Origin of the sequence: Shewanella sp. M-Br (genome assembly GCF_036245925.1) — a bacterium.
GTDB lineage: Bacteria > Pseudomonadota > Gammaproteobacteria > Enterobacterales > Shewanellaceae > Shewanella > Shewanella oncorhynchi.
Window position 1 is genome coordinate 44,955 of sequence record NZ_BJBV01000012.1, and the last position, 17,462, is coordinate 62,416.

General features: G+C 45.6%; 14 protein-coding genes. 12 read left to right on the top strand and 2 right to left on the bottom strand.

The window, feature by feature from the left end:
* Positions 1-14: 14 nt before the first annotated feature.
* Complete coding sequence (locus AAA952_RS11680; protein ID WP_338257191.1) at positions 15-3,254, bottom strand: DUF2339 domain-containing protein; 3,240 nt, start codon at positions 3,252-3,254, stop codon at positions 15-17.
* A 212-nt stretch (positions 3,255-3,466) separates the two neighbouring features.
* Complete coding sequence (locus AAA952_RS11685; protein WP_338257343.1) at positions 3,467-4,603, bottom strand: methyltransferase; 1,137 nt, start codon at positions 4,601-4,603, stop codon at positions 3,467-3,469.
* An 83-nt stretch (positions 4,604-4,686) separates the two neighbouring features.
* On the opposite strand from AAA952_RS11685, the gene AAA952_RS11690 reads away from it, so the two are divergent.
* From AAA952_RS11690 to AAA952_RS11745, 12 genes are all read left to right on the top strand, one after another.
* On the top strand, positions 4,687-5,301 hold the full coding sequence (locus AAA952_RS11690) for an alpha-ketoglutarate-dependent dioxygenase AlkB family protein (RefSeq protein ID WP_338257193.1): 615 nt from the start codon (positions 4,687-4,689) through the stop codon (positions 5,299-5,301).
* A gap of 151 nt (positions 5,302-5,452) precedes the next feature.
* The gene (locus tag AAA952_RS11695) at positions 5,453-5,773 is read left to right on the top strand and encodes a BolA family protein (RefSeq protein ID WP_028761572.1); all 321 of its coding nucleotides are present in this window, start codon (positions 5,453-5,455) and stop codon (positions 5,771-5,773) included.
* Between the two features lie 253 nt (positions 5,774-6,026).
* Entirely contained in the window at positions 6,027-7,145 is a 1,119-nt protein-coding gene (locus AAA952_RS11700; protein WP_113939872.1) for a TRAP transporter substrate-binding protein, read from the top strand.
* A gap of 165 nt (positions 7,146-7,310) precedes the next feature.
* Complete coding sequence (gene luxS, locus AAA952_RS11705) at positions 7,311-7,820, top strand: S-ribosylhomocysteine lyase (RefSeq protein WP_028761570.1); 510 nt, start codon at positions 7,311-7,313, stop codon at positions 7,818-7,820.
* Positions 7,821-7,984: 164 nt separating this feature from the next.
* The gene (locus AAA952_RS11710) at positions 7,985-10,039 is read left to right on the top strand and encodes a TonB-dependent receptor domain-containing protein (RefSeq protein ID WP_338257197.1); all 2,055 of its coding nucleotides are present in this window, start codon (positions 7,985-7,987) and stop codon (positions 10,037-10,039) included.
* Positions 10,040-10,440: 401 nt separating this feature from the next.
* Positions 10,441-11,775, top strand: a complete 1,335-nt coding sequence (locus AAA952_RS11715; protein WP_028761568.1) for a Na(+)-translocating NADH-quinone reductase subunit A — start codon at positions 10,441-10,443, stop codon at positions 11,773-11,775.
* Entirely contained in the window at positions 11,775-12,974 is a 1,200-nt protein-coding gene (locus AAA952_RS11720) for an NADH:ubiquinone reductase (Na(+)-transporting) subunit B (RefSeq protein ID WP_105250021.1), read from the top strand. Before AAA952_RS11715 ends, AAA952_RS11720 begins: the two co-directional genes overlap by 1 nt.
* Positions 12,967-13,755: a Na(+)-translocating NADH-quinone reductase subunit C gene (locus AAA952_RS11725; RefSeq protein WP_028761566.1), complete on the top strand. Its 789-nt coding sequence runs from the start codon at positions 12,967-12,969 to the stop codon at positions 13,753-13,755. Before AAA952_RS11720 ends, AAA952_RS11725 begins: the two co-directional genes overlap by 8 nt.
* On the top strand, positions 13,755-14,387 hold the full coding sequence (locus AAA952_RS11730) for an NADH:ubiquinone reductase (Na(+)-transporting) subunit D (protein WP_006080467.1): 633 nt from the start codon (positions 13,755-13,757) through the stop codon (positions 14,385-14,387). Before AAA952_RS11725 ends, AAA952_RS11730 begins: the two co-directional genes overlap by 1 nt.
* Before the next feature lie 5 nt (positions 14,388-14,392).
* Positions 14,393-15,001 carry an NADH:ubiquinone reductase (Na(+)-transporting) subunit E gene (gene nqrE / locus AAA952_RS11735; protein ID WP_006080469.1) on the top strand — a complete coding sequence of 203 codons (609 nt, stop codon included), beginning with the start codon at positions 14,393-14,395 and terminating at the stop codon, positions 14,999-15,001.
* 46 nt (positions 15,002-15,047) lie between these two features.
* Positions 15,048-16,304: an NADH:ubiquinone reductase (Na(+)-transporting) subunit F gene (gene nqrF / locus AAA952_RS11740; protein WP_006080471.1), complete on the top strand. Its 1,257-nt coding sequence runs from the start codon at positions 15,048-15,050 to the stop codon at positions 16,302-16,304.
* Positions 16,305-16,402: 98 nt separating this feature from the next.
* Positions 16,403-17,449, top strand: coding sequence for an FAD:protein FMN transferase (locus tag AAA952_RS11745; protein WP_338257210.1), 1,047 nt, complete (start codon positions 16,403-16,405; stop codon positions 17,447-17,449).
* Positions 17,450-17,462 lie beyond the last annotated feature (13 nt).

The window sequence follows — 17,462 nt, forward strand, 5'->3', positions numbered from 1 at the left end:
CTTTAAAAACGATGTTAATCTTGCTGCAGTCGATTTCTCGCCTTCTGATAGAAGTAAGAAACAGTCAGCAAAATGACCCCGATCAGCATAAAGGCAATCACCTTTTGCACTAGCTCGAAGGACGCCATATCCAGTAATAGCACTTTAAGCGTCGATAAGGTAAATAGCCCTGCGGCGAGGCGGATCATATCGGCATTTTGTGGTTTTAAGCTGATAAACATCAACACACTGCCATGGATAACCAATAAAATCGCGCTGAGTGGGGCGGCAATAATGTTATCGAAGCTATAACTCCACATGAAGTAACTTAAGGCGAGTAACAGATGCCAACCCCACTTAAGTCCTTGTAAAGGTAAGATGCGTCTATGCAAGCGTATTGCTGGACCGTGCTGCAAGATAAGCCTTGCTAGGAGCGCCAGTGATAAAAACTCGATTAACATGAACGAGGCATTATCACGATTAAGCCCGAGTGTTAGCTCAAAATGGAACATGATGGGCAACAGGGCTAAGCCTAAAGTGAGACCATAGGCGAGATGGTAGCTTTCCTTTATTGCGGCTTGGATTTCGGCGGCGAGGGGGAATTTTGCGCTATATGAGGCTTGGCCTACAGATCTCTGACTTAAACCTCTCAGGCTTAAACCTCTTTGGATTAGCAAAGCAAAATAACCACTTAAGGCTAATGCTGTCATGGCTATTCCTACTAGCTCAGAATGATTAAAACCATAAACGATCACGGCCAATACCAGTGCAAAGTAATAAGGGCTTAATTGCCATTGTAGCTGCAGCAAGGGACGCCATGTCTCGGGTAATTGGCGATAACGAAGCAGTGTGAAGCCCATAAAGAGGGCGCCAACGGCTAGCGCCGCGAGTCCTTGCCAAGCGTGAATAAGGCATAGCGAGGCTGTCATAAGAACCGCTAGCCAAGTGAGGATTTTGGCTTCTATATTCAAACTCTTATGTTTAACAAAGTAGGCTAAACCTAGGCTCATAAAGGTGCTCAGCCAGAGTGCAATAGCGGTATATTCCCAATGGTTGCGGATGACTTTGGGCAGCAGAATAAGCGGCAGCAGCAAATAGCAGAAGATTTGCATCGTATAAGCGGCTTTGGCAAATAAGGCATCTTTATAGTGGCGACGATACCAATAATGGGCCAAGAGTAGGACGATAAATAACTCAAACCGTGCCAGTTTTGCCATAAGCGGTTGGGCACTAAAGCTAAAACTGCCTGTGAGCATTATGCCTTCAACAACCTTAAACAGCAGCGGCAATAGTAAGAGCCAAGCAGCAAACTCGCTCACAACGAGTCTGTCCTTTGCGCTCAAATACAGCAGTAATAGGCTGACGAGTGGCAAGATGGCGAGGTAGTAATCGCTACTCAGAAGGTAAGCCGCGAGGATAATTGTCGCCACATAAAAACCGCTTAATAGCTCTTTTAACACTCTGTTTAGCTGACTTTCTAGGGTCGAAAGTAACGTATGATGGAGTGTTAATAGCCGAATCACTAAGACTAAGGCGGCGCAACTTAAAGCCAGTGCCAACAGTGGAAAGCCAAAAGCTGACAAGGGAGAAATTGGCGCCCCATCGATAAAGCTTGATTCTAAAAGGCTCATGCCCGTCAGTACACTAGACACATTGAGCCCTAATCCCATCAGCAGCAATACATAGGCTTCGGCGCGAACGGAAATCAGTTCTTCTTTGGTGCCAATCCACAAGAGTAATAAGGCTTCGAGCAGTAATACTAATCCAAGGAAATCGTGGCTGAGTAAATACAGTGCGGCAAATCCCGCAAAACTGCCTGCAAAGACTAACAATAAGCCGCTGCGGGCTTTTTCTAGATTGCCTGTGCGCTTCCAATAGAGGGCTGCGCAAATCAGTGCGTTCGCCGCAAAGATTTCCCCTGCGAACTCAGTAAATTGCGTCAACTCTAATAACACAAATGCGAGCAATGCTATCGGTAGGGCGAGTATGCGATGGCTCAGTGCATTATGTTTTTCATCCTGATGGGTAAACGGTTTGGTAAATAGTAGGCCTGTGATGCCGTAGAGATAAAAGAACGCATTAATACTGATAAGTGCGAGCAGACTGACTCCGCCAATGTCGCCAATGTCGCCAAGTGGCAATTCAATGAAATTGCTAAAAGCTTCGATGCAGCCTATGTGCAACAGGGCGCTGATTTCCAGTAGCAGCGGCCACTTAAGTTTGCGACTCTGGGCAAGGGCGCCCGCACCAATAAGCACTAAATAAGGCAGATACAATAGCGGCGCATAGCTTTGGGATAACAGCATCATAGGCGCGGTCGAGCCACCGACTAAGGCGATCACGGCGATCACTTTGGCATCTAAGCGCATCGACAGGCCATAACCCGCCAAAGTGATCAATAACAGTAAGATAAAACTCGCGCTATTGGGAATTAACTCAAAATACGGCCCAATAAAGTACGCGCAGAGGTAATTAAGTATGAGTCCGAGTCCGACAATACCTGAGCCAAAATCCGCCATACCCGCGCGTTTTTGGCGAATAAAAATCCCGCCCACTATGATAGCGTTCGCGCTGGCAAACCCGAGTAGCGCTTTGCCAAGTTCAGAAAACCAATGGTTGATTGAATATTGCAGTAAATAACCAAAGCCTAAGGTCAGGGTGATGATCCCTGCGACAGTCATTAAAAAGACAGGTCCTAATCCCTTAGCCTGATAATGATGATAGAAAGATTTGACTTGCTCGTTGACTGCCGCAAAGGGTGCCATGACGGCCGCGAGTCCTTGGGATAACAACTCATCAAATTGACTCGCCGCTTGCACACTTGCCTGCAATTTGACTTCATCACTCAGCTGTTGATTTTGTGCTTGAATAAGGTGTTCGGTTTTAGCGACTTGTTCCGTCGAGGTATTTTTCGTTTTTCTTTGCCAAGGGTCTTCTTGCCAAGGTTCACTTGGTATAGGGCCTTGCTGCCATGGGTTGGGTTCTGCTGGGGCTGGTTCTACGGAAGCTGGCTCAAGGGTTGGTGTTTGTGCCGCATAGGTTAATGTAGGCGAGTTATCGGCGGCGGTGAGCACAGATGCAATCGATGAAGCACTCGCTGCCATATTCAGAGTGGTTTCAGTGGCGTTTTCAGTCGCAATTTGCTGACTTAAGGTCTCGAGCTTAGTGGAGAATTCTGCTAATTGACGACCGAGCGAAGATTGCTGCGATAAATGCAGCGATTGTAACTGTGCCAGCTCAGCTTTTAGTTGGGCAACGTCATCCTTTAACGGCATATCTCATTCCTAAGTGTTTAAGTGCTTAACTCATAAACCTTTGTCGGCAAGAAGTGTACTTGTATGTGTATTTTTCGGCTAGTTGTTGTTGATTTTTAGGAAATCTCCGACTGCTACTTTTCCAACATGTCATTGCTCAGCATAAAAAGAGCCCTGTATAAAAAAGAGCCAAACATTGCTGGCTCTCATTTAACGTGTCAATTTCGATGAGGTTATTTTTTCTGTGCCTGCAGGATCACAAATTTACCGTTGGAGGCGACTGTGGTGCAGTTCTTAAATAAGCGCTGTAATTTTACATGGTAAGCCAGATGACGGTTGCCGACGATATGTAAGATCCCCCCCTCTTTTAAGCTGCGGCGGGCATCTAAAAACATCTGCCAGGCGATATGATCGGTAATGGCTTCACCTTGATGAAACGGCGGATTACACAGTACCAGATCCGGTTGGACTTCTTCTGGCAGATGCGTCATGCAATCGTCCCAATAGAAGTGGCCTTTGTCTGTGGGCAATTGGTTGCGTGCCCAGTTTGCCTTGGCTGATGCGACTGCCATTTCAGAATCGTCGATAAAGTGAATGTCGGCCTCTGGGAATAACTGGGCGGTGCGTAACCCCAGCACGCCATTGCCACAGCCGAGATCGACAATCGACTTGAAATCCCCTTTGGGCAGATTCTCTAGCATGATGCGTGCGCCAATATCGAGTTTGTTGGCGGCAAACACATTACTTAAATTGCTGATCTCAAGTTGATATTCAGGTACGGCCCAAGTGACTTCTTTGGCTAATGGTCTTGGTTTGCCATCACTGACACAGGTGATCACTCGCGTGTTTTTCCACGCTAAACTGGCGCTTGCGGGGCCTAAATGCTTAGCAAAAATGTCGAGTAAGGCGCCATTAATCGATTTGGCTTTGGCGGCCACTAATACACGAGTGCCTGCGGGTAACACTTGCGACAAGCGCGTTAGCTGGTGGGCAAAGTAGCTTAAGTTTTTAGGCAACTTCATCAATACTAAGGCTAAGTTTTCCGGCAAGGTATCGCGGCTGGTAAACCATTGCAGATTATCCATTGGCAACTGATTGCGGCCATGGTTTTGTTCTGTGCCTAAAAAGCTGGTTCTGGCATCGGTTTCAACACGCAGTGGCCAACATGGATTCAATTTAGATAAACCGCAGCTTAAGGCGCCGAAACTGTCGTTGATAATGGCGGTTGGCACGGCGGCTTGCTCTGACTCAATAAGGCTTTTGAGTAAGTGTTCATCGGCGGCATCCCAAGCTTGAAGATTAGATTCCTGCTGAGCTGGATACCGTAAGAGTTCGAGTTCAACACCCGCTACTGAAAATTGTGTTGTCATGTGCCACACTGCGCCAATAAATTTAAGGCGCAGATTATCGCAGATTTCATGGCGCAGTGCGACGGCTCGCATGGAGGACGTCAATGCAGCAAGGTAAGTTAGGGTTTGATACAGAGGGGGAGGCTCAAATTAAACCGCCCATCACCTTAGTGCGGGGTTATCTTAATACTGAGCAGCAAGCGGCGCTAATGAAAGAAGCGCAGACCTATCCCTTAAGCCGCCCCGAAATCCAAGTCTTTGGTCAGTTTCACGCAATTCCCCGCCAGCAAGTGTGGTTTGGCGATTTGGGCTGCGACTATTTATATTCAGGACTGTTTATTCGCGCCTTACCTTGGCCTAAATATGCTCACAAGTTGAGGGATAAGTTAGCGCGGGATTATGGTTTGGAGAGCAATGGGGTATTAGTGAATCGCTACGCCGATGGTAAAGATTGTATGGGCGCCCACAGTGATGATGAACCTGAAATTGCTCAGGGGAGTCATATTGCTTCTATTACCTTAGGCGCCACGCGGGATTTTGTGCTTAAGCATAAGCACAGTCAAACCAAGTACTGCATCAGTTTGCACAGTGGCGATCTACTGATCATGCACTGGCCTATGCAAAGTGACTGGTTACACAGTTTGCCTAAACGTTTGAAAGTAAAAGAGCCGCGTTGGAACTATACCTTTAGACAACTTATCGTTAATTTCCATGGTTAATTGCCTCCCGCTAACTGCCTATGGTGAAGCACTGCGAAATATGGCTGATATAAAGTGGTAGGGCATCAACAAATTGAAAGCGTGAATTTGATCTTTTCAATTTGAAGCAGTACTCTGCGGCAACTGGATTTCCCCATTCTGAGACTCGAATATGTCCAATACTCATGTGCAGGGCACTGTGGCTAACACTATTTCGCAGAAATTAACCGAATGCTTTTCGCCGACCCATTTAGAAGTGATTAACGAAAGTAATCGTCACCATGTACCACCGAATTCAGAAACCCACTTTAAAGTTGTGCTGGTGAGCGAGCAGTTTGATGGCTTACGTTTATTAGCCCGTCATCGATTGGTCAACACTCACTTAGCCCATGAGTTAGCCAATGGCGTGCATGCTTTGTCTATTCACACTTTCACTCAAAATGAGTGGGATGCGAATGCACAAGTACCTAATACGCCAAATTGTCGCGGTTAATTAATCGCTCAATAATACTGTTTAGCTTAGATTTCAAGGCCACTCTTCATAGAGTGGCTTTTTGTTTTAGGCCAACTTAAGACCGTTTTTGGATTTGCCGACCTTAGTTTCTAGTTTCCCTACCTTAGTTTCTGTGTTAACAATATGTTTTATTTTAAGAGGTTGGGCGATGTGATTGTCGATACCCATCTTGAGTGTATTTCCATGTCAGTTGGATCCATGCGCTCGTTTGACATCAGGGAGACTATTAAAAATGCGTAAGTTAGGGAGTTTGTTTATCTCAGTGCTGCTGATGGGACTGAGCGGTTGTAACCCCGTCTCCAGTGATGCGCAAAGCGTAGCCGCTTCCCATGCCGCAACTGATGTTCCCCACGCTTTACCTGCTATTGAATGGCGTCTTGCAACCTCTTGGCCGAAAAACTTCCCCGGTTTAGGCATGGCTCCTGAGCGTTTTGCGCATTTAGTCGATGAAATGTCTAACGGTCGGTTAAAGATTAGCGTTTATGGTGCGGGTGAGTTGATGCCCGCTTTTGCCGTATTTGATGGTGTGAGTCAGGGTAAAATTCAAATGGCCCACTCCGCTTCTTTCTACTGGAGAGGAAAAGCGCCCGCAGCGCAGTTTTTTTCATCGATCCCCTTTGGTATGACCGCGCAGGAAATAAATGGCTGGCTTCACTATGGCGGCGGTATGGAGCTGTGGACTGAAGTGTATCAACCCTTTGGGATAATCCCCCTCGCGGGTGGCAATACTGGGATGCAAATGGGTGGCTGGTTTAATAAACCCATCAATACCATTGCTGATTTTAAGGGATTGAAGGTCCGCATGCCGGGCTTAGGTGGTGAAGTGTTGAAACGCGTTGGTGCTGTACCTGTAAACATGGCGGGGCGTGAACTTTATGGTGCACTGCAAACGGGGGCGATTGATGCCGCAGAGTGGGTAGGGCCAGTGAATGATCTTGCCTTCGGTTTACATAAAGTGGCTAAGTATTACTATTACCCTGGTTGGCATGAGCCAGGTTCAAATATGGAATTCTTGATTAATACCGCTGCCTTTGAGAGTTTACCTGAGGATTTACAGGCCATAGTCAGAGTTGCTGCTAGAGCCATTAACCAAGATATGCTCGATGAATACACGACCCGTAACGTGACCGCCCTTGAAACGTTAGTGAAAGACGAAGGTGTGGAACTTAAAGCGTTTCCACCGAACGTCTTGTTGGAGCTTGAGAAAATCTCCAAACAAGTGATTGAAGATCAAGCGAATCAAGATCCCTTAATGCGAAAGGTGTACGATGCTTATCACGCGTATGAGCAAGGTGTGCGCCAGTACCATAAAATATCTGAGGATGCTTACAGTCAGCAGCGTCAACACTAAATGATGTTTTTTACTGCAAACTGTCACATTAGCATCTGATTTATATGAGATGATTTCATCTTAGATTATCTTGTTATCGGCGTAATTCATTTGGTGTTATGCTTGCAAGCCATAAATAGACAGTTACAGTGGCGTTGATGTCGCCCTGAGAATTTGGAGATCCCTATGCCATTACTTGATAGCTTTACCGTCGACCATACTCGGATGAATGCCCCTGCGGTTCGTATCGCTAAGCATATGAGCACGCCAAAGGGCGATGCTATTACTGTATTTGATTTACGTTTTTGCGCACCGAATAAAGAGATCCTCAGTGAGCGCGGAATTCATACTCTAGAGCATTTGTTCGCGGGTTTTATGCGTGACCATTTAAATGGCAGCGATGTTGAGATCATTGATATTTCGCCAATGGGATGTCGTACCGGTTTTTATATGAGTTTGATTGGTGAACCCACAGAGCGCCAAGTGGCCGATGCGTGGTTAGCCGCGATGGAAGATGTGCTTAAAGTGGTTGAGCAGTCTGAAATCCCTGAGCTGAACGAATACCAATGTGGTACGTATGAGATGCATTCATTAGAGCAAGCACAAGATATCGCCCGTAATATTATTGCTGCAGGCGTAAGTGTTAATCGTAATGACGATCTAAAATTAAGCGATGAAATTCTAGGTAACCTGTAATTGTTCGCACTCTTATAGTATGAGAGTGCTTCGTTAGTAAATTCAGTTTCCTGAAGTTAATAAGAGAAAGCGACGAGAGTCGCTTTTTTTTTCATTCAAATTCAGCTATTTTACAAGTTAATAACAAAAACACCGTGCGCTAACAAAGTTTTTGGGAGCTTGGTATGCCTAGTCGTTACTTCACTGTATCACTTTGTGCAATTTCTGTATTTCTTGCCTGTTCTAGCACAACGTTCGCCGATGATCTTCACAGTCAAATGCTTGAATTGAACAAGCTCAATGACACATTTCATTCAACGTCTAATCGTTTAGCATTAGGTCAATTGACGGCTTTGACGGTTTTGCCTGCGGATCTGAGTGGAAATCCCGCGAGCATCAGCATGCGCAGTGCGACTCAAGGTATTGCGGTATTACAAGATAGAGTGTATTTCTCCCCTGCGCCGTATTCTGCACCGCAATTACAACTCTTACCTAATCTGCTGCAGCAGCAGAGTGTTACTGCCACCCCGATGGCAAATATGGCTGTCGGTGGGCAAGGTGCGTTTGGGGTGGTGAGTTATCAAACCTTACCTGTTGCTGAGCAGACCGAGAATAGTAAGGCGACTCTCGAGGGCAATACCGATTCAGACTACAGTGTCGATATGAATTGGGGAGTTAAGCAAAAAGAGTATGGCATGATACTCGCGGTTAATTATGCAGATAATAGCGGCGCCGATCACTTGCTCAATGGTCAAGACACAGACCATCAAACGACAGACATCTTATTTAAAATCAACGCCGCGAGTTTACTCGGCGCCAGAAGCCCACAGGTGACTGAGTTTACCTATCAGTTTCTCGATGATGATAGCTATCGCTCTCAGCTTGGGTTAACACAGGCCGATTGGCAACAAGATCCTATGAGTTTGTATTCGGCCACTGCGGCGGATAAACATCAGGGGCGACATCATAAGTACCAACTGTCTCACCAAGTTACGCTTAATGGTGGGCATAAGGTCACCACAGACTTTTACTACCAGTCCTATTCGCAGCAATTAAACCAACTCAATCAATTTGATGGGCAAATGCTCGATGCCCAGAGTCTTGCTGCGTTGGCCGCATTTGAACGTCAGCCGACAGTCGATGGCGTCTCACTGGCTTCTTTACAACAAGACAATGATTTCAGCTCCTTTGGGGCACAAACTGAATCAGTGAATCAGTATGGTGCCCATCAAATTATCTATAGCGCCCGTTATCATACGGATAAAGCCGAGATGCACTTTGGCGAACAACAGAGTCTATGGCAGCAGGACTTGAGTTTAGTGAGTGATGCACAAAATGCGTTATTGGCCTATACCGACGATGCAACAGCATTTACTTCGGCAATCGATTCCTTGTTTAATTGGGACGAATTACAGATAAAGCTCGCGCTTGCCTATGAACAAGTGAGCGTCAATCGCAAGGTCGATTTAGCTTATGTAGGACTGGATGCGGCTGATTTCTCCGACAGCGATTGGATGCCACAACTCGGTGTTTTATATGATGCTGGAGATTGGCGCTTTAGTACGGATATTCGCCGCTCATGGACCGCCGCAAGTGCGGGGAATCTTGAGCAAGAGGCGCAGGTATCATTGCAATATCAAGTCAGTGTCCAATATGCCAGTGAGCATTTTAGTGCTGACATCAAAACCTACGTTCAAGATTTTGATAATCTTCATGTGAATTGTGATGCGTATGCGCAATGTGCTGACAGTCGTTTGTGGGTTCAAGGCAATGTCGTGGATGTACTGACCAAAGGAGTTGAGCTGAGTCTTGGCTACCAGTGGGATATCGGTAGTGTACAGTTACCATTAGTCTTAAATTATCAATATTCGAATTCGGAGTATCAAACCAATAGCTGTAACGAAATCCAAGGTTGCGTTGTGGCTGGTGATAGAGTGGCTTGGTTACCTGAGCAGCAATTGCATTTTAGTGCTGGAATGAAATATGCCGAATATGAATTGAATGCAAATATCTTTTATCAATCGGAACGGGAAATGGGCCAATTTGGCGCTGAATTACAGCCTATCGCAGTACAATGGCGAGTAGATTTGGCGGCGAATTATCATTTTAACCGTCACCATGAGATTTATTTTAGGGTAGAAAACCTCTTAGATGAGACATTAGTCACAACAGCATCAAATAGCGGAATTCGATCGGAAAATGGACGTATTAGCTATTTAGGTTATCAATGGCGCTTTTAAATTGAGTTTTATTTTGTTTGAATTTAAATCAATTGAAACAAATAAGATCGATTTCGGCTGCGTTTAGTGGACGTTTCGACTTTTTGCTAAATTAAATCTTTAATTATTAATGCTATAGTACCCAGTGGCCGTAATATTCTCTCTTTCTGATCAGTCACTAGGTCGGAAGGCGAACGCCGTAGCGCATGATTCTTTTCAATCCGTATTTTAGGTTTGAAATCACCTATAATTTTCGTGGCGATGCCAAGTCAATTGGGGTAAAATGCGCGCGACCAGCGTGATTGCGATCGCATTTCTGTGATAAATCTGCGCTAGCTCAATGCAGTAGGTTTTGTTTAAAACCTAAGTATTTAGCAGGAACGCGGCGCATTGTCTTTCCTTCAAACGTAGTGCTTGTGGATATGATTACAATTAAGAAAGGATTGGAACTGCCTATAGCAGGCGGACCAGAGCAAGTTATCCATAATGGCCCAGCCATTAAACATGTAGCTACTTTGGGTGAAGAGTATATTGGCTTACGTCCAACGATGAAGATCAAAGTGGGCGATAAAGTACAAAAAGGCCAAGTTCTTTTTGAAGATAAGAAGAATTTAGGCGTTAAATATACGGCTTTAGCCAGTGGTACTATATTAGACATTAACCGGGGCGCCCAGCGTGTTCTGCAGTCTGTTGTCATTGAAGTGGAAGGAAACGACAGCGTTGCCTTTGCTAAATATGATGCCACTGCACTCGATACGCTCGACTCGCAGTTAGTCCGTGACAATCTGATTGAATCAGGTTTATGGACTGCTTTGCGTACTCGTCCTTTTAGCAAAGTTCCTGCTGTAGACTCTTCTGCTGCTGGTATTTTTGTAACCGCAATAGATACTCAACCTCTTGCCGCTGATCCCGTTGTGGTGATCCGTGAGCATAAAGAAGATTTTGCTAATGGTCTTAAGGTCTTAGCAAGACTTACTGACGGTAAAGTTTACCTTTGTAAAGCGCCTGGCGCTGATATTCCTGCCGCAAACGCCCAAGTTGAAGAATTTGCCGGTGTGCACCCTGCAGGATTAGTCGGTACTCACATTCACTTCTTATTGTCTGCCTCTGCAAAACGTACCGTTTGGCATATTGGTTACCAAGATGTAATAGCAATTGGTCAGCTATTTACGACGGGTGAACTCAATACCGAACGTGTTATTGCGATCGCAGGCCCTAAAGCGGCTAAGCCAAGACTCGTACGCACTGTTGTGGGCGCGAGCATGACTGAATTAACCGCAGGTGAAGCCTTAGATGGCAATGTTCGTCTGATTTCAGGCTCTGTTCTGAATGGTCGTACAGCCGTTGGCCCACAAGGGTATTTAGGTCGTTACCATGTTCAAGTAAGTCTGTTAGAAGAAGGTACAGAGAAAGAATTTTTAGGCTGGGTATTACCAGGCTCAGACAAATATTCTATCACTCGTGCATTCTTAGGACATCTTGCTCCTTCTCGTCTGTTCAGCATGACGACCAGTACAGGTGGTTCAGACCGCGCTATGGTGCCAATTGGTAACTATGAGCGTGTAATGCCATTGGACATTCTTCCTACTATGTTGTTGCGTGACTTGATTTCAGGTGACTTTGACGGTGCTGCTACTTTAGGCGCGTTAGAGTTAGATGAAGAAGATCTCGCACTGTGTACGTTCGTATGTCCAGGCAAGTATGACTACGGTTCATATCTGCGTGACTGTCTAGATACGATCGAGAGGGAAGGCTAATGAGCTTGAAAGATTTTTTCGAACGTATTGAACCCGACTTTGAAAAAGGCGGTAAATACGAAAAGTTTTATGCCCTATTCGAAGCGGCATACACGATTTTTTATACCCCAGGTAAAGTGAACAAGGGCAAAACCCATGTTCGCGATAACCTCGACCTAAAACGTATGATGATTACGGTTTGGGCTTGTGCTTTCCCCGCGATGTTCGTGGGTATGTACAACGTAGGTTTACAAGCTCAATTAGCTTTAGTGGCTGGTTTTGCTACTCCTGACGTATGGCAAGTGAGCTTGTTCAGCATGTTCGGTACCGAACTGACGGCAAACTCTGGCTGGCCTGCGCTGATGTGGTATGGCGCCTGTTTCTTCCTACCTATCTACGCGGTGACCTTCGCCGTCGGTGGTATCTGGGAAGTGCTGTTTGCCTCTATCCGTGGTCATGAAGTCAACGAAGGTTTCTTCGTTACCTCTATCCTGTTCGCTTTAACGCTGCCAGCAACTATCCCATTATGGATGGTGGCGCTGGGTATCACCTTCGGTGTGGTCGTGGCGAAAGAAGTGTTCGGTGGTACAGGGCGTAACTTCTTAAACCCAGCACTAGCGGGTCGTGCCTTCTTGTTCTTCGCTTATCCGTTGAATATGTCAGGTGATACCTCATGGGTTGTGGCTGACGGTTACTCAGGTGCAACTGCACTGAGCCAAGCGGCGTCTGGCACTTTAGATTACGCAATTAACCAAAACTGGTGGGATGCGTTCTTCGGTTTCATTCCAGGTTCAGTGGGTGAAGTGTCTACATTAGCGATTCTGTTAGGTGGTTTGGTCATCATCTACACGCGTATCGCTTCATGGCGTATCGTTGGCGGTGTAATGGTGGGCATGATTGCCATTTCTACGCTGCTTAACGTTGTCGGTAGTGACACTAATCCAATGTTTGCAATGCCTTGGTACTGGCACTTAGTGTTAGGTGGTTTTGCGTTTGGCATGATGTTCATGGCGACAGACCCAGTGTCAGCGTCATTTACTAACCAAGCTAAATGGGCATACGGTATCTTGATCGGTGCAATGGCTGTGTTTATCCGCGTGATTAACCCTGCATTCCCTGAAGGCATGATGTTGGCAATTTTGTTTGCTAACTTGTTCGCGCCATTGTTCGACCACTTCGTGGTTCAGGCAAATATCAAGCGGAGGATTGCCCGTGGCTAGTAATAAAGATTCGTTCGGCAGAACCTTATTTATCGTCGTTGGCCTGTGTCTAATTTGTGCGATATTTGTGTCTACTGCAGCAGTGTTACTGAGACCGACTCAAGCAGAAAATAAACTGCTTGATAAGCAAAAGTACATTCTGGAAGCCGCTGGTCTTATCGATACTAAAGCTGGCAAAGTGACCAAAGCGCAAATTCTGGATACATACGGCAAACACATCGAAGCTAAACTGGTCGATTTGAAAACGGGTGCTTGGGTTGAGGGTGTTGATGCTGACACTTATGATCAACGTAAAGCGTCTCGTGATGTGAAAACCTCATTTGTACCTGAGAATGACATCGCTTCAGTGAAACGTGTTGCTGATAAGGCTGTAGTTTATCTTGTTCGTGACGGCCAAGGTAAATTAACCAGTGTCATTCTGCCAATCCATGGTTATGGCCTATGGTCTACTATGTATGCCTTCCTTGCTATGGATGCTGACCTAAACACAGTGCAAAGCTTAGTCTACTACGAGCACGGCGAAACGCCGGGCTTAGGTGGCGAAGTGCAAAATGCTCAGTGGAAAGCGAAATGGCATGGCAAAAAGTTATTTGATGAGCAAGGTAAACTCGCTATCAGCGTAACGAAAAACCCAACTGTTGCTAGCACTGAGTACGGTGTAGATGCATTATCTGGCGCAACCTTAACGAGTAACGGTGTACAACATTCACTGACATTCTGGTTGGGTAAAGAAGGTTTTGCGAGTTTCATTGAAAAAGCACGCAATGGAGGTCTCAACTAATGTCTGACGCTAAAGAACTGAAACAGGTTCTGACCGGACCTATAGTCAACAACAACCCGATTGCTTTACAAGTACTTGGTGTATGTAGTGCATTAGCGGTAACGAGCAAGCTCGAAACTGCACTGGTAATGGCGTTGGCGTTAACTGCGGTAACAGCGTTTTCGAACCTGTTTATCTCAATGATCCGTAATCATATTCCAAGCAGTGTGCGTATTATCGTACAGATGACCATTATTGCCTCTTTGGTAATCGTGGTTGACCAATTGCTGCAGGCTTATGCTTATCAGATCTCTAAGCAGCTGTCGGTATTCGTCGGTCTGATTATTACGAACTGTATCGTAATGGGTCGTGCCGAAGCTTACGCGATGAAAACACCGCCAATGATGAGCTTTATGGATGGTATCGGTAACGGTTTAGGTTACGGTGCAATTCTATTAGCTGTTGGCTTCGTTCGTGAACTGTTTGGTAACGGTTCTCTGTTCGGTGTTGAAATCCTGCACAAGATCTCTGATGGCGGCTGGTACCAACCAAACGGTCTGCTACTACTGCCTCCGAGTGCGTTCTTCCTGATCGGTGTTTTGATTTGGATTATTCGTACCTATAAGCCAGAGCAAGTTGAAGCAAAAGGGTAAGTGCGATGGAACATTATATTAGCCTGTTAATTCGCTCTGTTTTCATTGAAAACATGGCACTGGCCTTCTTCCTAGGTATGTGTACTTTCTTGGCTGTGTCTAAGAAAGTCACCACAGCCATGGGCCTAGGGATTGCGGTAGTTGTAGTGTTAACTATCTCTGTCCCAGCAAACCAAGTTATCTATCAAGGGCTGCTAGCTCCTGGTGCACTTGCTTGGGCTGGCGCACCTGAAGCTGACTTAAGCTTCTTGAAATTCATTACCTTTATCGGTGTGATTGCGGCTTTGGTTCAAATTCTGGAAATGGCACTGGACAAGTACTTTCCACCTTTGTACAACGCATTAGGTATTTTCTTACCTTTGATCACAGTGAACTGCGCGATTTTCGGTGCGGTATCATTCATGGTTGAGCGTGACTACAAGTTAGGCGAAAGTGTGGTGTTTGGTTTCGGCTCAGGAGTGGGTTGGGCATTAGCTATCGTATTGATGGCCGGTATCCGTGAGAAGCTGAAGTATGCCGACGTGCCTAACGGCCTACGTGGTTTAGGTATTACCTTTATCACTGCTGGTTTGATGGCCTTAGGTTTCATGTCGTTTTCTGGTGTGTCTCTGTAAGAGACACATAACGGCTTCTTGAATTGGACCTTCTAAGGATAAGTTAATGGATATTCTTGGTATTTTTAAATCTACTCCGCTCGAGGTTTACCTCGGTGTGAGTATGTTTACTGCTATCGTCCTCATCTTGGTATTAGTGATTTTATTCGCTAAGTCTAAGTTAGTGGCTAGCGGTGACATCACGATCGGCATTAATGACGATCCTGAAAAAGCTATTACAACCGGTGCTGGCGGTAAGTTGTTAGGTGTTTTGGCTAACAGCGGTATCTTCGTATCGAGTGCGTGTGGTGGCGGTGGCTCATGTGGCCAATGTCGCGTGGTGATTAAGTCTGGCGGCGGCGATATTCTGCCAACAGAACTTGACCACATTAGCAAAGGTGATGCCCGTAAAGGCTGTCGTCTTTCTTGTCAGGTTAACGTTAAGAACGATATGGAAATCGAGCTTGACGAAGAAATCTTCGGTATCAAGAAATGGGAATGTGAAGTTATCTCTAACGATAACAAAGCCACTTTCATTAAAGAACTGAAGCTGCAAATTCCTGATGGCGAATCTGTACCATTCCGTGCTGGCGGTTATATTCAAATCGAAGCACCTGCTCACCATGTTAAATATGCAGATTTCGATGTACCTGCACAATACCGTGGCGACTGGGAACACTTCGGTTTCTTCAATCTTGAATCTAAGGTTGATGAAGAAACTATCCGTGCATACTCAATGGCTAACTACCCAGAAGAGTTCGGTATTATCATGCTGAACGTGCGTATTGCTACGCCTCCACCACGTAACTTGACACTGCCTTGCGGTAAGATGTCATCTTACATTTGGAGCTTAAAAGCTGGCGATAAAGTGACAATTTCTGGCCCATTCGGTGAATTCTTCGCGAAAGATACCGATGCAGAAATGGTGTTTATTGGCGGTGGTGCGGGTATGGCGCCAATGCGTTCACATATCTTCGACCAACTGAAGCGTCTTCAGTCTAAACGTAAGATGAGCTTCTGGTACGGTGCACGTTCTAAGCGTGAAATGTTCTACGTAGAAGACTTCGACGGCCTCGCGGCTGAGAATGATAACTTCGTATGGCATGTGGCACTTTCAGATCCTCAACCAGAGGATAACTGGGATGGTTACACAGGTTTTATTCATAACGTATTGTATGAAAACTATCTGAAAAACCATGATGCACCAGAAGATTGTGAGTTCTACATGTGTGGACCTCCAATGATGAACGCTGCCGTAATTGGTATGTTGAAAAATCTTGGTGTCGAAGACGAAAACATCTTGTTAGATGACTTCGGCGGCTAATGTTCATTAGTCCTAGATAGAAAAGTTGCAGATGTTGAGGATAATCTCTCATCTGCAACTTTTGCATTTAAGGGCCCAAATAAGAGTAGTAGGTCACTATGTTTCAGACCTTAAAGATCAATACCTCAGTATTAAAGCATTTATTTAACTGGCTAGTCCTCGTAGGGCTGGCCTTTTTTGTTTCAGCCTGCTCGAAGCAGAACGAGGTCATTTCATTAGCGGGCAGCACTATGGGGACGACTTATCATATTAAAGTCGTGCCGAATGAGCAGATGCCGACGGCGCAATTACTTCAAGCGGAAATTGATTTAGCCCTTGAGCTAGTCAATGATCAGATGTCGACGTATCGCCCAAATTCAGAATTATCCCGTTTCAACCAATTGCCATTGGAGCAAAGCGTTGAAGTTTCAGCGGATACCATCAAAGTGGTGCAAGAGGGAATACGCTTATATCAAGTGACGGATAAGGCACTTGATATTACCTTAGGTCCTTTAGTTAACCTGTGGGGATTTGGGCCAGATAAGCGTCCAACAAAGGTCCCTAGTCAGGCCGATATTGATGCGGCAAAAGCCAAAACCGGTATTAGTGAACTTTCCATTGAAGGTAACCGTCTAACTAAGCACAACGCCCATTTATATGTAGATTTATCATCAATCGCGAAGGGATTTGGGGTTGATAAGATCGCTTCCATTCTTGATAAATACCACGCGACAGGGTATTTAGTTGAAATCGGTGGCGAACTGAGTATCAAAGGTGCCAAAGGTGATGGAAGCTCTTGGCGTGTTGCTATAGAGCAACCGACCAATGATGGCTCTGAAGCCGTACAACAGGTTATCGCACCTGGTACTATGGCGATGGCGACCTCTGGTGACTATCGTAATTATTATGAAGAAGACGGCCAACGTTTTACGCATATAATCGATCCGCGTACTGGTTTGCCGATAAATCATAAGTTAGCATCCGTGACTGTATTGCATCAAAATTGTATGACGGCCGACGGTTTTGCGACGGCCATGATGGTTTTGGGCACAGAAGCATCATTGGAGCTTGCCAAGAAGGAACACTTGGCGATAATGCTAATCGAAAAGCAAGGCGACGGATTTAAGGTTTATTACAGCGACGCCTTCAAGCCTTTCCTTATTTAGTTTTTGGAGTAAA

Bases quoted from the DNA above. Each gene is read 5' to 3' on its own strand.
- AAA952_RS11745 (WP_338257210.1), top strand. From the start codon at position 16,403: ATGTTTCAGACCTTAAAGATCAATACCTCAGTATTAAAGCATTTATTT.
- AAA952_RS11720 (WP_105250021.1), top strand. From the start codon at position 11,775: ATGAGCTTGAAAGATTTTTTCGAACGTATTGAACCCGACTTTGAAAAA.
- nqrE (WP_006080469.1), top strand. From the start codon at position 14,393: ATGGAACATTATATTAGCCTGTTAATTCGCTCTGTTTTCATTGAAAAC.
- luxS (WP_028761570.1), top strand. From the start codon at position 7,311: ATGCCATTACTTGATAGCTTTACCGTCGACCATACTCGGATGAATGCC.
- AAA952_RS11700 (WP_113939872.1), top strand. From the start codon at position 6,027: ATGCGTAAGTTAGGGAGTTTGTTTATCTCAGTGCTGCTGATGGGACTG.
- AAA952_RS11680 (WP_338257191.1), bottom strand. From the start codon at position 3,254: ATGCCGTTAAAGGATGACGTTGCCCAACTAAAAGCTGAGCTGGCACAG.
- AAA952_RS11690 (WP_338257193.1), top strand. From the start codon at position 4,687: ATGCAGCAAGGTAAGTTAGGGTTTGATACAGAGGGGGAGGCTCAAATT.
- nqrF (WP_006080471.1), top strand. From the start codon at position 15,048: ATGGATATTCTTGGTATTTTTAAATCTACTCCGCTCGAGGTTTACCTC.
- AAA952_RS11710 (WP_338257197.1), top strand. From the start codon at position 7,985: ATGCCTAGTCGTTACTTCACTGTATCACTTTGTGCAATTTCTGTATTT.
- AAA952_RS11685 (WP_338257343.1), bottom strand. From the start codon at position 4,603: ATGACAACACAATTTTCAGTAGCGGGTGTTGAACTCGAACTCTTACGG.
- AAA952_RS11730 (WP_006080467.1), top strand. From the start codon at position 13,755: ATGTCTGACGCTAAAGAACTGAAACAGGTTCTGACCGGACCTATAGTC.
- AAA952_RS11695 (WP_028761572.1), top strand. From the start codon at position 5,453: ATGTCCAATACTCATGTGCAGGGCACTGTGGCTAACACTATTTCGCAG.
- AAA952_RS11715 (WP_028761568.1), top strand. From the start codon at position 10,441: ATGATTACAATTAAGAAAGGATTGGAACTGCCTATAGCAGGCGGACCA.